Annotated in this window: 12 protein-coding genes; 5 read left to right on the top strand and 7 right to left on the bottom strand. The window is 63.9% G+C overall.

Features of this window, described 5'->3' with window-relative positions; genetic code table 11:
- Positions 1–121 precede the first annotated feature (121 nt).
- A complete protein-coding gene (gene ilvD / locus AC2FME_RS16325) occupies positions 122–1,954 on the bottom strand; it encodes a dihydroxy-acid dehydratase (RefSeq protein ID WP_496800998.1) in 1,833 nt (610 codons plus the stop codon).
- A 105-nt stretch (positions 1,955–2,059) separates the two neighbouring features.
- Between ilvD and AC2FME_RS16330 the strand changes: the two genes are divergently transcribed.
- The 4 genes from AC2FME_RS16330 to AC2FME_RS16345 all read left to right on the top strand — a co-directional run bounded on the left by AC2FME_RS16330 (position 2,060) and on the right by AC2FME_RS16345 (position 5,034).
- The gene (locus AC2FME_RS16330; protein ID WP_496712594.1) at positions 2,060–2,623 is read left to right on the top strand and encodes a helix-turn-helix domain-containing protein; all 564 of its coding nucleotides are present in this window, start codon (positions 2,060–2,062) and stop codon (positions 2,621–2,623) included.
- 22 nt (positions 2,624–2,645) lie between these two features.
- The gene (locus AC2FME_RS16335) at positions 2,646–2,915 is read left to right on the top strand and encodes a CBU_0592 family membrane protein (protein WP_496680547.1); all 270 of its coding nucleotides are present in this window, start codon (positions 2,646–2,648) and stop codon (positions 2,913–2,915) included.
- A gap of 80 nt (positions 2,916–2,995) precedes the next feature.
- Positions 2,996–3,850, top strand: coding sequence for a 3-mercaptopyruvate sulfurtransferase (sseA, locus tag AC2FME_RS16340; protein WP_496800999.1), 855 nt, complete (start codon positions 2,996–2,998; stop codon positions 3,848–3,850).
- Positions 3,850–5,034: an amino acid aminotransferase gene (locus AC2FME_RS16345; protein WP_496680544.1), complete on the top strand. Its 1,185-nt coding sequence runs from the start codon at positions 3,850–3,852 to the stop codon at positions 5,032–5,034. Before sseA ends, AC2FME_RS16345 begins: the two co-directional genes overlap by 1 nt.
- Positions 5,035–5,103: 69 nt before the next feature.
- Here AC2FME_RS16345 and AC2FME_RS16350 read toward each other — a convergent pair whose 3' ends face one another.
- On the bottom strand, positions 5,104–6,432 hold the full coding sequence (locus AC2FME_RS16350) for an ammonium transporter (RefSeq protein WP_496687448.1): 1,329 nt from the start codon (positions 6,430–6,432) through the stop codon (positions 5,104–5,106).
- A gap of 33 nt (positions 6,433–6,465) precedes the next feature.
- Complete coding sequence (locus AC2FME_RS16355) at positions 6,466–6,804, bottom strand: P-II family nitrogen regulator (protein WP_093963790.1); 339 nt, start codon at positions 6,802–6,804, stop codon at positions 6,466–6,468.
- A gap of 255 nt (positions 6,805–7,059) precedes the next feature.
- Between AC2FME_RS16355 and AC2FME_RS16360 the strand changes: the two genes are divergently transcribed.
- A complete protein-coding gene (locus AC2FME_RS16360) occupies positions 7,060–9,234 on the top strand; it encodes a transglycosylase domain-containing protein (RefSeq protein WP_496801000.1) in 2,175 nt (724 codons plus the stop codon).
- Between the two features lie 48 nt (positions 9,235–9,282).
- Here the strand turns inward: AC2FME_RS16360 and leuB are convergent, their stop codons facing one another.
- From leuB to leuD, 4 genes are all read right to left on the bottom strand, one after another.
- Positions 9,283–10,386 (bottom strand): 3-isopropylmalate dehydrogenase, encoded by a 1,104-nt coding sequence (leuB, locus tag AC2FME_RS16365; protein ID WP_496680539.1) that lies wholly within the window; start codon positions 10,384–10,386, stop codon positions 9,283–9,285.
- Between the two features lie 130 nt (positions 10,387–10,516).
- Positions 10,517–11,575 carry an endonuclease/exonuclease/phosphatase family protein gene (locus AC2FME_RS16370; RefSeq protein WP_496801001.1) on the bottom strand — a complete coding sequence of 353 codons (1,059 nt, stop codon included), beginning with the start codon at positions 11,573–11,575 and terminating at the stop codon, positions 10,517–10,519.
- On the bottom strand, positions 11,572–12,402 hold the full coding sequence (locus AC2FME_RS16375; protein ID WP_496801002.1) for a hypothetical protein: 831 nt from the start codon (positions 12,400–12,402) through the stop codon (positions 11,572–11,574). The genes AC2FME_RS16370 and AC2FME_RS16375 overlap by 4 nt, the downstream gene beginning before the upstream one ends.
- 328 nt (positions 12,403–12,730) lie before the next feature.
- Positions 12,731–13,336, bottom strand: a complete 606-nt coding sequence (gene leuD / locus AC2FME_RS16380; protein WP_496801003.1) for a 3-isopropylmalate dehydratase small subunit — start codon at positions 13,334–13,336, stop codon at positions 12,731–12,733.
- Between the last annotated feature and the right edge of the window lie 5 nt (positions 13,337–13,341).

The following is a 13,341-nucleotide window of genomic DNA, read 5'->3' on the forward strand; positions in this document are numbered from 1 at the left end:
ACAGCGCGGCGCCCGGCCCAAGGCTGACGGAGGCAGCGGCGCAGCCGATGGATCCACTCAGGCGCGGGAGCCCTTCGGGGTCAGGGGGCAGTGCGGCCCGCATAGCACGGGCCGGCAGGATTCAGACCTGGCGCACGGCGCCTTTTGCGGCGCTGGTGGCCAGCTTCGCATAGGCCTTCAACGCCGTGGACACCTTGCGTTTGCGCGGCTGGGCCGGCTCCCAGCCTTTCGCGTCCTGCGCCTTGCGGCGTTCGGCCAGTTCCTCGTCGGATACGGCCAGGTGGATCGAGCGGTTGGGGATGTCGATCTCGATCGTGTCCCCGTTCTGCACCAGACCGATCTCGCCGCCTTCGGCCGCCTCGGGCGAGACGTGGCCGATCGACAGGCCCGAGGTGCCGCCCGAGAACCGCCCGTCGGTCAGCAGCGCACAGGCTTTGCCCAGGCCCTTGGATTTCAGGTACGAGGTCGGGTACAGCATCTCCTGCATTCCCGGCCCGCCGCGGGGGCCTTCATACCGGATCACGACCACGTCGCCTTCCTTGACCTTGCCGGTCAGGATGTCGTTCACCGCCTGGTCCTGGCTTTCGCAGACATAGGCGGTGCCGGTGAATTTCAGGATGTTCTCATCCACACCTGCGGTCTTCACGATGCAGCCGTCGCGCGCGATGTTGCCGAACAGAACGGCCAGACCGCCATCCTGGCTGAACGCATGTTCCTTGGACCGAATCACGCCGTTTGCCCGGTCTGTGTCCAGTTCCTTGTAGCGGTTCGACTGGCTGAACGCCTGTGTCGTGCGCACACCGCCCGGCGCGGCCTTGAACAACTCCTGCGCCTTGGGGTTGTTGGTCACCTTGATGTCCCAGTTGGCGATCGCCTCGGCCATTGTGGCCGAATGCACCGTACAGCAGTCGTCATGCAGCAGACCGGCGCGGCTCAGCTCACCCAGGATCGAGAAGATGCCGCCCGCGCGGTGCACGTCCTCCATGTGGACGTTTTCAGTGTTGGGCGCGACCTTGCACAGGCAGGGCACCTTGCGGCTGAGCCGGTCCATGTCGGACATGGTAAAATTCACCCCGCCCTCATGCGCGATGGCCAGCAGGTGAAGCACCGTGTTGGTCGAGCCACCCATGGCGATGTCCAGGCTCATGGCGTTTTCGAAGGCCTCGAAGGTCGCGATCTCGCGTGGGAGGAAGCCTTTTTCGTTCAGTTCATAGTGACGCTTGGTGATCTCGACGATGCGGCGACCGGCTTCCAGGAACAACTCCTTGCGGTCGGCATGGGTGGCCAGGGTCGAGCCGTTGCCCGGCAGCGCCAGGCCCAGCGCCTCGGCCAGGCAGTTCATCGAATTCGCCGTGAACATGCCCGAGCACGACCCACAAGTGGGGCAGGCGTTTTCTTCGATATGTTTGACCTGCTCGTCGGTGTATTTGTCATCGGCGGCGGCGACCATGGCATCGACCAGGTCGATCTTCTTCACATCCAGATCAGCAATGTCGATCTTGCCGGCCTCCATCGGGCCGCCCGAGACAAAGATGGCCGGGATGTTCAGCCGCATCGCCGCCATCAGCATGCCCGGGGTGATCTTGTCGCAGTTCGAGATGCAGACCATCGCATCGGCGCAGTGTGCGTTGACCATGTATTCGACGCTGTCGGCGATGATCTCGCGCGAGGGCAGCGAATACAGCATCCCGTCATGGCCCATGGCGATGCCGTCATCGACGGCGATGGTGTTGAACTCTTTGGCTACACCGCCGGCGGCCTCGACCTCGCGGGCGACCATCTGACCCAGATCCTTGAGGTGGACGTGCCCCGGCACGAATTGCGTGAACGAGTTGACGATGGCGATGATCGGCTTGCCGAAATCGTCGTCTCCCATCCCGGTGGCGCGCCACAGGCCGCGGGCACCGGCCATGTTGCGGCCATGGGTCGAAGTTCTGGATCGGTACATTGGCATGATGCTGTTTCCCTTTTGCCCGGTTGCAAAACCAGGGTTGCGTGCGTTATAGCGCACGTAGCACATGTGCGTTATAACGCACAAGGTAAATCGCGGGACGTGGCCATGGAATCGGACGACATCACCCTGAAACTCAGAGACGTCCGGACGGCATCGGGGCTGAGCCTGGCCAAAGCGGCCGAATTGACCGGGGTCAGCAAGGCCATGCTGGGCCAGATCGAACGCGGAGAATCAAGCCCCACCATCGCGACGCTGTGGAAGATCGCCAAGGGGTTCCAGATGCCGCTGAGCGCGCTGATCGGCACCAGCGCCCTGCGCGACCCGGCGGATGCGGCCCGGTTCCGCACCGTGACCTTTCCGGGCAGTCTGAAGGTCAAGATCGTCTTTCCCTTCGACCCGGTTCTGGGGGCCGAGACCTTTCACGTCGAACTGGACCGCAACCAATGCCACGAATCCCCCGCCCATGCCGCCGGCGTAACCGAGGAAGTCTTTGTACTGAGCGGCGCGCTCGAGGTGCTGCGGAACGGCGAATGGGTGCCGCTGAGCGCGGGCCAGGGGCTGCGCTTTCCGGCCGACCTGCCGCATGGCTATCGCGCCGGGCCCGAGGGCGCGGCGTTTCTGAACATGCATCACTACGGACATCGGCCCGCGACCGCTGCGGCCGGTTGATACGGCAGAAAGGGACAACCTGATGGCGGAATTCCTGAACGGCCTGACGCTGGCCGATGGCATCGGGTCCTTCGGGGCGCTGATCGTGGTTGCGGCCTATTTCGCCACCCAGATGCGGATGATGAATTCCGACGATCTGGCCTTTCCGGTGGTCAACCTGGTGGGGTCGGTTTTGATCGTCTATTCGCTGCTGCAGAACTTCAACCTGGCCTCAATGCTGATCGAAAGCTTCTGGATCGCCATCAGCGTGATCGGCATCATCCAGCATTTCCGCCTGCGACGGGTGCGATAGGGCCGCAGGGACCCGATCCAGCCTTGAACCCGCACCCTTGCGCGTATAGGGAAATCCTTGCGCGTATAGGGGAGGCTTTGATGCTGGACGATCCAAAAACCCTGGTTTCCACCGAATGGCTGGCCGCCCACCTAAAGGACCCGGATCTGCGGATCCTCGACGCCTCGTGGTACCTGCCGCAGCAAGGGCGCGACGCCCCGGCCGAGTACGAGGCCGGACATATTCCCGGCGCACGGTTCTTCGACATCGACGAGATTTCGGACCACCGCTCGGACCTGCCGCACATGGCCCCTCCGGTCGAGAAATTCATGTCGCGCCTGCGGGCCATGGGCGTGGGCGACGGCCATCAGGTTGTGGTCTATGACGGCGCGGGCCTGTTTTCGGCGGCGCGGGTCTGGTGGCTGTTCCGCCTGATGGGGCAAGAGAACATCGCGGTTCTGGACGGCGGCCTGCCCAAATGGGTCGCCGAAGGGCGCGAGATCGAGGATCTGCCCCCCGTCATCCGTGACCGCCACATGACCGTGCGTGTGCAGAACCACCTGGTCCGCGACGTGACCCAGGTATCGGCCGCCGCCAAGCTGGCCGATCACGAAATCATCGACGCCCGCGCGGCCGACCGTTTCGCCGGAACCCAGCCCGAACCGCGCGAAGGTTTGCGGGCAGGGCACATCCCCGGCTCGCGCAACGTGCCCTTCGGACAGTTGCTGAACCCCGATGGCACCATGAAATCGCCCGAGGACTGCCGCGCGGTGTTCGAAGCCGCAGGCGTCGATCTGTCGAAACCTGCGATCACCACCTGCGGGTCGGGCGTGACCGCCGCGATCCTCAGCCTTGCGCTCGAGCGCATGGGCAAGAAAGACCATGCACTTTATGACGGCAGCTGGGCCGAATGGGGCGCCTTCCCGACCCTGCCCGTCGCAACCGGAGACTCCTGATGTTCGAGAACCTCAAGCCGCAGCCAGCCGACAAGATCCTGGCGCTGATGCAGATGTATCGCGATGACCCGCGCGAGCAGAAGATCGACCTGGGCGTCGGCGTCTACAAGAATGCCGAGGGCGTGACGCCCGTCATGCGCGCGGTCAAGGCCGCCGAGCATCGCATCTGGGAAGAACAGCAGACCAAGGCCTATACCGGGCTGGCCGGTGACCCGGCCTATGCCGATGCGATGATCGCGCTGATACTGGGCACCAGCGTGCCGCGCGCCAATATTGCCGCCGTGGCCACCCCGGGCGGCACCGGTGCCTGCCGTCAGGCGTTCGAACTGATCCGCATGGCCAACCCCTCGGCCCGGGTGTTCGTGTCGAACCCGACCTGGCCCAATCACATCTCGATCCTGAACTATCTGGGCATCGAAACCGTCGCCTACCGCTATTTCGACGAGGAAACCCGCGGCGTCGATTTCGACGGAATGATCGAGGACCTCAAGACTGCCAAGGCGGGCGACGTGGTGCTGTTGCATGGTTGCTGTCACAACCCGACCGGCGCCAACCTGAACATGGTGCAGTGGCAAGAGGTGGTGAACCTGATCAACGACCGCGGCTTGGTGGCGATGATCGACATCGCCTATCAGGGCTTTGGCGACGGTCTGAACGAGGATGCGCAGGCGACCCGGCTGGTCGCTTCTTCGGTCAAGGAATGCCTGATCGCGGCGTCTTGCTCGAAGAATTTCGGTGTCTACCGCGAGCGCACCGGCCTGCTGATGGCTGTCAGCGCCGATGCGGGCCAGACCGCGCTGAACCAGGGCACGCTGGCGTTTCTGAACCGCCAGAACTATTCGTTCCCGCCGGATCACGGCGCGCGCGTGGTGACCACGATCCTGATGGATGAGGGCCTGCGCGCTGATTGGATGGCCGAACTGGAAGAGGTGCGCCTGTCGATGCTGGGCCTGCGCCGCCAACTGGCGGATGAGCTGCAGCGGCTGAGCGGATCGGACCGGTTCGGCTTCCTGGCCCAGCATCGCGGCATGTTCTCGCGCTTGGGCGCCGCGCCCGAGCTGGTCGAGAAGCTGCGGGTCGAACACGGCATCTACATGGTCGGCGACAGCCGCATGAACATCGCCGGGTTGAACGAGGCCACCGTGCCGATCCTGGCCAAGGCCATCATCGACGTCGGCGTCTGAGCTCAGACATTTCTCAAAAAAGAAACCCGGGCACGAATGCCCGGGTTTTTTGTTTGGTTTGAAAAGGGCTCAGCCCTTCGAGAACTCGGGATAGGCTTCCATGCCCAGCTCGCCCATGTCGAGGCCGTTGATCTCTTCTTCCTCGCCGACCCGCAGGCCGACGGTGGCCTTGAGGATCGAGAACAGGATGAAGCTCACCACGAAGACGAAGATCCCGATGGCCGCAAAGCCGATGATCTGGGTCACGAAGGACGCGTCGCCATTGGTCCAGGCCACGATGAAGGTGCCCCAGAAGCCCGCGATCAGGTGAACCGGGATGGCGCCGACCACGTCGTCGATCTTCATCTTGTCCAGCAGCGGCACGGTGTAGACCACGATCACGCCACCGATGCCGCCGATGATCAGTGCCTGGAACAGCGACGGTGCCAGCGGTTCCGCGGTGATCGAGACCAGCCCGGCGAGCGCGCCGTTCAACACCATGGTCAGGTCGACCTTGCCATACATCACTTGGGTCAGGATCAGGGCAGCGACGGCGCCGGCGGCTGCGGCCATGTTGGTGTTGGCGAAGATGCGGCTGATGTCAGCCATGTCGCCGATCGTGCCCATGGCCAGCTGCGAGCCGCCATTGAAACCGAACCAGCCCAGCCACAGGATGAACGTACCCAGGGTGGCAAGCGCAAGGTTCGAGCCGGGGATCGGAACGACCTTTCCGTCCTTGCTGTACTTGCCGATCCGGGGGCCCAACACGATCGCACCGGCCAGTGCGGCAAAGCCACCTGCGGCATGCACAAGGGTCGAGCCTGCGAAATCGCTGAAGCCCATTTCGGACAGCCAGCCGCCGCCCCACTGCCACGAGGCTTCGATCGGGTAGATGACACCGGTCAGGACGATCACGAAGATGAAGAAGGGCCACAGCTTGACCCGCTCGGCCATGGTGCCCGACACGATCGAGGCGGTGGTGGCGCAGAACATCAGCTGGAAGAAGAAGTCCGAACCGACCGACGCATAGGACAGATCGGTTTCGACGCCTTCAAGGCCGACCGGTTCCAACGAGGTGGGCGAGAAGGCACCCAGAATGCCGGTGATGGTCCAGCCGTCGCCCGGATACATTAGGTTGAAGCCGACCAGCCAGTACATGATGGCTGCAAAAGAAAACAGGCCGATGTTCTTGACCAGCTGCATGGCCACGTTTTTGGAGCGCACCAGACCGGCCTCGAGCATGGCAAAGCCCGCGGCCATCCAGAACACCAGGAAGCCGCCCATCAGGAACAGCAGCGAAGTCAGGATATATTGCGTATGCTGCGCGGTTTCGCCGGTTGCGGCGGTCTCCTGCGCCAGGCCCATCTGCGGCAGCGCGACGATCGCGGCGGCAGGGATGAGTGATTTCATCAGGTTCATGTTCAGTCCTCGAATGATTGTCGGTGGCGGCGCTCAGAGCGCCTCTTCGTTGAGTTCCCCGGTCCGCACGCGCAGGGCCTGCTCGACATCGAGGACAAAAATCTTGCCGTCGCCGATCTTGCCGGTCTTGGCGGTTTTGGTGATGGTCTCGACGATCTGGTCTGTCATCGCGGCAGGCACCACGATTTCCAGCTTGATCTTGGGCACGAAGTTCACCGCGTATTCGGCACCCCGATAGATTTCGGTGTGACCGGATTGCGAGCCGAAGCCCTTGATCTCAGTCACCATCATGCCGCGCACGCCCGCCTCGGTCAGTGCCTCGCGCACCTCCTCGAGCTTGAACGGCTTGATTGTCGCAATGATCAGTTTCACGTCTTTCCCCTCTTCTGTTCCGGTGGGTCCGGCTTTGCACCTGCAGAAAAAGAGCCCGACATGGCCGCTCAAGGAACGATTTCGGCAAAAAGACGCTGGGGAAGAGGGTCAAAGTTGCACATTTTTTGCACAAAATATGTGAAGTGATCAAAAAACAGGCAAATGTGAGAGGGGAATTGCTGCTATTTCACACCTCTACATGGGCGCGACAGCACGGTATGGTGCCACAAAAGCAAAAACGGGCAGAGTTTGAGCATGACTGAGTCCAAGCGTCGAAAACCGCTGGTGGCGGACAAACGGTATCCGTCCGGAGGCCGCAAGACCGCGTCTACCAAGCGGTCGGCGAAACCGGCGGGCAAGAAGGCGACGGCGCGCAAGACCACAACGCGCAAAACCCGGCGCAAGCGTTCGGGTGGCGGGCAGGGCGGTTTCTTTCGCCGGCTGCTCCGATGGATCGGACGGCTGATCTGGGGCCTGACCTGGCGCGTGGGGGCGGTGGTGGCGCTGTTGATTGCGCTGGCGGTCGGCGTCGTCTACAGCACGTTGCCCGAGGTCGATGCCCTGCTGGACGGGCGCGCGCGTGGGTCGGTCACCCTGCTGGACCGCGACGGCAAGGTCTTCGCTTGGCGCGGTGATCAGTTCGGCGGCGTCATCACCGCCGATACCGTGTCACCCCATCTGAAGAACGCGGTCATCGCCACCGAGGACAAGCGGTTCTATCGTCACTTCGGCATCAGCCCGCGCGGCATCGCCAGCGCGGTTAGGATCAACCTGTCGGAAGGGCGCGGGCCGCTGTCGGGGCATGGTGGGTCCACCATCACCCAGCAAACGGCCAAGCTGCTGTGTCTGGGTGTCCCGTATGATCCGAGCCAGTGGGAGTCGGAAGCGGCGTATGAGGCTGACTGCCGCCAGGGGTCGCTGTGGCGCAAGGCTAAGGAAGCGATTTACGCGATGGCGATGGAGGTCAAGTATTCCAAGGACGAGATCCTGACCATCTATCTGAACCGGGCATTTCTGGGGGCCGGCGCACGCGGGTTCGAGGCGGCCAGCCAGCGCTATTTTGGCAAGTCCGCGGCCGAGGTCGACGCGGCCGAGGCGGCGATGCTGGCGGGGCTGTTGGTGGCGCCCACGCGCTATGCGCCCACCAACAACCTGCAGCGCTCGCAAGACAGGGCCAAGGTGGTGATCAGCCTGATGGAGGATCAGGGTTACCTGACCGCGTCACAGGCGACCGCGGCGCGCAACAACCCGGCCGAGCTGTCCGAGGCCGCCGCCGCGCGCGCTGGCGGTTATTTTGCCGACTGGGTCATGGCCAGCGGCCCCGAGTTCTTTACCCGCAACACCACCGAGGACGTGGTGATCAAGACCACGCTGGACCAGCGGATCCAGCAGGCGGCCGAGGCGGCGCTGAAACAGGTGTTCGACGAAAAGGTCAGCGAAGGGTCGAAGGCGCAGGCCGCGATCGTGGTGATGTCGGCCGATGGTGCGGTCCGGGCCATGGTGGGCGGGCGCAAGACCAAGGTGTCGGGCGCGTTCAACCGCGCGACGCAGGCGCTGCGCCAGACCGGGTCCTCGTTCAAACCCTTCGTCTATGCCACCGCGCTGGAGCTTGGCTACTCACCGCTGGCCACGGTGGTGGACGAGCCCTATTGCATCGACATCCCGGGGTCCGGCCAGTGGTGCCCCAAGAACTATACCAACAAGTTCTACGGTCGTGTTACGCTGGCGGATGCGCTCAAGAACTCGCTGAACATTCCGGCCGTCAAGGTGGCCGAGGTGGCCGGGCTGGACAATGTGCGCACGGTGGCCAGCGGCTTCGGCATCCAAAGCGATCTGGCGGCGGGTCCTGCGCTGGCGCTGGGCGCGTCGGAAAGCACGCTGATCGAGATGACCGGCGCCTATGCGGGTATCCTGAACGGGGGCTCGGCGGTGGAACCCTATGGCCTGACCGAGCTGAAGCTGCTGGGCGATGACACGCCGGTGATGGTGACGACGACCGGGATCGGCGAACGGGTGATCCGCGACGAGGCCGCCAAACAGCTGATCTGGATGATGGAGCGAGTGGTGTCCGAAGGCACCGGTCAGCGGGCCAAGCTGCCCGGATGGCAGGTGGCGGGCAAAACGGGTACGACCCAGGCCGCGCGGGATGCGTGGTTCATCGGCTTCACTGCCGATTATGTGGCCGGCGTCTGGATGGGCTATGACGACAATACGCCCCTGAAAGGCGTCACCGGCGGCGGGTTGCCGGCCGAGATCTGGCGGGAAACCATGCTGCGCGTGACCGAGGGCATGACCCCCACGCCCCTGCCGATGCTGGCGCCGGCGGCTCCGGTTCAGACCACGCAGCAATCCCAGCCCCGCCGCAGACAGCAGGGCAGTTTCGCGCGGGCGGTCGACAATCTGTTGAAGGATATCTTCGGCGGCAACTAGGCCGCGGATGATCGGACGGGCGGCGCGCGGCGCCGCCCGGATCAAAGCTCAGAGGCTGGCGTCCAGCGCGGCGACGATCGCGTCGCCCATCTCGGTGGTCGACACCGGCTGCACGCCTTCTTCGGCCAGCAGATCGGCGGTACGGACACCATCGGCCAGCACCTTCTCGATGGCGGCTTCCAGACGGTCGGCCTCGGCCCCTTGGTCGAAGGAATAGCGCAGCGCCATGGCAAAGCTCAGGATGCAGGCGATCGGGTTGGCCTTGCCCTGCCCGGCAATGTCGGGGGCCGAGCCGTGGACGGGCTCGTACAACGCTTTGGGCCGGCCGTTGGCCATGGGCGCCCCCAGCGAGGCCGAAGGCAGCATGCCCAGCGACCCGGTCAGCATCGCCGCGCAGTCCGAAAGGATGTCGCCGAACAGGTTGTCGGTCAGGATCACGTCGAACTGCTTGGGCGCGCGCACCAGCTGCATGGCGCCGTTGTCGGCATACATGTGGCTCAGCTCGACCTCGGGGTAATCCTTGCCCACGCGGGTCACCACCTCGCGCCACAGGATGCCCGATTCCATCACGTTGGCCTTTTCCATCGAGCACAGCTTCTTGTTGCGGCGCATCGCCAGCTCAAAAGCCGAACGCGCGACCCGCTCGATCTCGGATTCGGTGTAGCGCTGGGTGTTGATGCCCACGCGTTCATTGCCTTCCTCGAAGATGCCGCGCGGCTCGCCGAAATAGACGCCCGAGGTCAACTCGCGCACGATCATGATGTCGAGGCCGGCGACCACGTCCTTTTTCAGCGACGAGAAATCGGCCAGCGCGTCAAAGCACTGGGCCGGGCGCAGGTTCGAGTACAGGTCCATCTCCTTGCGCAGGCGCAGCAGGCCGCGCTCGGGCTTCACGCTGAAATCCAGATCGTCGTATTTCGGGCCGCCTACGGCGCCCAGCAGAACCGCGTCGACCTCTTGCGCCTTGGCCATCGTCTCATCCGCCAGAGGAACGCCGTGCTTGTCATAGGCGGCACCGCCGACCAGATCCTCGCTCACGTCGAATTTCAGATCGCGCCTGGCGCCGAACCAGTCGATGATCTTGCGCACTTCGGTCATCACTTCGGGGCCGATTCCGTCTCCGGGCAGGATGAGGAGCGAGGGGTTGGACATGAGCGGTCTCCTTGCGTTTTTCAGAACCGGGCCTAGCGTTTGCGGGGCATCTGGTCAATGAGGCGTTCCGACCGTTTTGCCCAGGTATCACGCGTCATGCGGGCGCAGGTCAGCAGGGGTGGGCGGCGCTTCAGTCGGTGCCGGCCTGCCGGTCCTGCGCGCCCGCTCTGGTCAGGTCGACCCAGACCAGCCGGTGCCGGCTTGCCGCCCGGGCCGCGGGATGGGGTTGACCGTCCGCTCCGGTCCAGAACACGCCGGCATCTTCGACCACCCAATCCGCCGATGGCAGAACATAGTCGACGCGGCGGTCTCCGACGGTTTTCCAGGTGACGGTCGTGTCTGCGCCGGTTGCATCCGTCGGTCGCGGATCCTGCAGCAACGGGTTTGTCAGCAGGGCGCGCAGGGCCTCGATGTGGCCTTCGCCGCGCCCGGGGTCCAGGTTGGCATCCCCGGCGATTACGAAGCGGCGGGTCGGCGCCGGCCCCAGATCGCCCCGCAGAAGAACGGACCAGAACCGGATTTCATCGCGGTTGCGCAGGCCGTTGCGGTCCTCGGGGCCGTCAAAGACGGGCGGGGTGGCGTGGAAGGTCATCAGGGTCAACCGGCCCTGCGGCGTGTCGATCGGAACGACCCAATGCGCGGTCGAGGACAGGCGTTGGACCGATTGTGCCTGCTGCGAGGGAAACGGGGCGCCGTCCCGGCTGGGAAGCGTTGCGCCGGGCAGATCTTGCCACAGCAGGGCCGAGTGGTCTGCGATCTGATCTTCGATGATCGGATACCGGGACAGGACGGCAATCCCCCCGTTGCCGGTGAATCGCCCCCAGCCCTGCGCATCGCCCGACCCGCCAAGCCTGCCGTCTCCGTCCATGTCGAGGTCGGTCATCAACCCCGAATTGGGCTGACGGGCGAACCGATAGGGATAATCCAGACCCGCCGCCGCCAGCAGATCGGCCAACGCCGACAGAGCCACGTTGTCATGGTCCCAGTCCAGCCCCTGCAGGGCGACGATATCCGGCGCAGTGGCCAGCAGAACATCGACGACGGCGCGGACCTGCGGTGTCTCCTTGCGGATGTCGCGCAGCATCAGCCCCGGCCCATCGCGCTGCAACTCGGTGTTGAAGCTGGCCACGCGCAGGGAATCGGCCTGGGCCGCAAAAGGCAGCAGCGCCAGAACCAGAATGCGGATCATGCGGTCTGGGTGGCCTCGGAGGTGGAATAGGCGCGCCGCTTTTCGACGATCAGCCCGGCGATCCGCAGCGTGGCGATGCCGCGCATGATCATGCTGGCGGGCAGGAAGGCCCAGGCGCTCATGGTCCAGATCAGGGTCTGCGGATTGGCCAGGGTCAGCGGATCGATGACGTTGGTCAGCAGCTTGATCAGCGCAGGGATCAGGAACGGCAGCAGGATGCCGATCGAAATGTTCAGGCGCCCGTCGCGTTGCAGGCGGGTCACCACGTCCCCGCCCTTGGTCGGGTCGAACAGGGGCAGGTTGGTCCAGACGTTGAACGCCCCGTTCCCCGTGGGCCATCCCCGGACCCTGACCGCATAGACGAAGCTGGCGATCGTCACCAGCGCCGCGACATAGGCGACGCTTGCGGTGATGCGGACCAGTTCGGTCAGCGGTGCGCTGGCCTCGGCCGGCAGCATCAGGACCACCAGGCGAACCGGCGAATAGGGGAAGTCGACGACATTGGCCACGGCCAGGCCCACGGAATAGGCGGCGCTGGACAGCTCCGTGGGCGTGTAGGCGTTCTTGCAGATCAAGGTCAGGATCGACACCATCGACATCAGCCCGACGAACCTCAGCCGGTTTACGGGCGGTGCGTCGCGGAATTCGATGAAGCTGGGGAAGGTCGAGTTGTATTCGGCAAAGGTCAGGATGAACGCCAGGATGGCGACGAAGACGACAACTTCGGTACCGTTAGTGGCCGAGACCGGCAGATACAGCGCGGGGGTCAGCACCAGAAGCGCCACCAAAATCCCACGAACTGCCGCCCCTGTTGTGCGTGCAATCACTATCCGAACCCTTTCCAAACCGGACCCGTCGTTTCTTTGCCGACTCAATTCCAACTTGTGCCCGCCCATTCCCAAATGGCGGATGCCGTTTGACGCCATCATCAGCGATAAGCGGCATTTCGCTCAAGCCGGTGGGCAGAAAACAGGTGATTTCGGGCAAAATGATGGCGAAACTGGTGCGGCTTTGCATCAATTGCGCCGCAGAATCGTCGCTGGCTTGTCGGGCGCGACTACATGTTGTGGTTGCTTGACCGTCAACCCCTAAGACGCGAACGGGGCCGCCGCGGCGACCCCGTCTGGTTGAGTGTCGGCAGATTCGCCGCCCGCGTCACACCCAGGGGCGGGCCTGGCTGGCCTGGGATTCAAACTGATCGATGTGATGCGCCTTCTCCATGGTCAGGCCGATATCGTCCAGGCCGTTGAGCAGGCAGTGCTTGCGGTGCGGGTCGATGTCGAAGGTGATCTCGACCCCGTCCGAGGTGACGATCTTCTGCTCTTCGAGGTCCACGGTCATGCGGGCGTTTTCGCCCTTGTGGGCGTCTTCCATCAGGATGGCGTGATGCTCGTCCTCGACCACGATCGGCAGGATGCCGTTCTTGAAGCAGTTGTTGAAGAAGATGTCGGCGAAGCTGGTCGAGATGATGACCTTGATGCCGAAATCCTTGATCGCCCATGGCGCGTGTTCGCGCGACGAGCCGCAGCCGAAATTGTCGCCGGCCACCAGGATCTCGGCGTTGCGATAGGCGGGTTTGTTCAGAACGAACTCTTCGTTTTCGCGCCCGTCATCGTGATAGCGCATTTCGTCGAACAGCACGACGCCCAGGCCCGACCGTTTGATCGTTTTCAGGTGGACCTTGGGGATGATCATATCGGTGTCGATGTTGATCAGGGGCATGGGGGCGGCCACGCCGTGGACTTTTTCAAACTTTTCCATGTTCA

It is taken from the genome of Ruegeria sp. BHSC026, from assembly GCF_059613065.1.

What these genes read in the sequence shown, in the direction of transcription:
- ilvD (WP_496800998.1), bottom strand. Translation starts at nt 1,954, where the DNA reads ATGCCAATGTACCGATCCAGAACTTCGACCCATGGCCGCAACATGGCC.
- AC2FME_RS16330 (WP_496712594.1), top strand. Translation starts at nt 2,060, where the DNA reads ATGGAATCGGACGACATCACCCTGAAACTCAGAGACGTCCGGACGGCA.
- AC2FME_RS16335 (WP_496680547.1), top strand. Translation starts at nt 2,646, where the DNA reads ATGGCGGAATTCCTGAACGGCCTGACGCTGGCCGATGGCATCGGGTCC.
- sseA (WP_496800999.1), top strand. Translation starts at nt 2,996, where the DNA reads ATGCTGGACGATCCAAAAACCCTGGTTTCCACCGAATGGCTGGCCGCC.
- AC2FME_RS16345 (WP_496680544.1), top strand. Translation starts at nt 3,850, where the DNA reads ATGTTCGAGAACCTCAAGCCGCAGCCAGCCGACAAGATCCTGGCGCTG.
- AC2FME_RS16350 (WP_496687448.1), bottom strand. Translation starts at nt 6,432, where the DNA reads ATGAACCTGATGAAATCACTCATCCCTGCCGCCGCGATCGTCGCGCTG.
- AC2FME_RS16360 (WP_496801000.1), top strand. Translation starts at nt 7,060, where the DNA reads ATGACTGAGTCCAAGCGTCGAAAACCGCTGGTGGCGGACAAACGGTAT.
- leuB (WP_496680539.1), bottom strand. Translation starts at nt 10,386, where the DNA reads ATGTCCAACCCCTCGCTCCTCATCCTGCCCGGAGACGGAATCGGCCCC.
- AC2FME_RS16370 (WP_496801001.1), bottom strand. Translation starts at nt 11,575, where the DNA reads ATGATCCGCATTCTGGTTCTGGCGCTGCTGCCTTTTGCGGCCCAGGCC.
- leuD (WP_496801003.1), bottom strand. Translation starts at nt 13,336, where the DNA reads ATGGAAAAGTTTGAAAAAGTCCACGGCGTGGCCGCCCCCATGCCCCTG.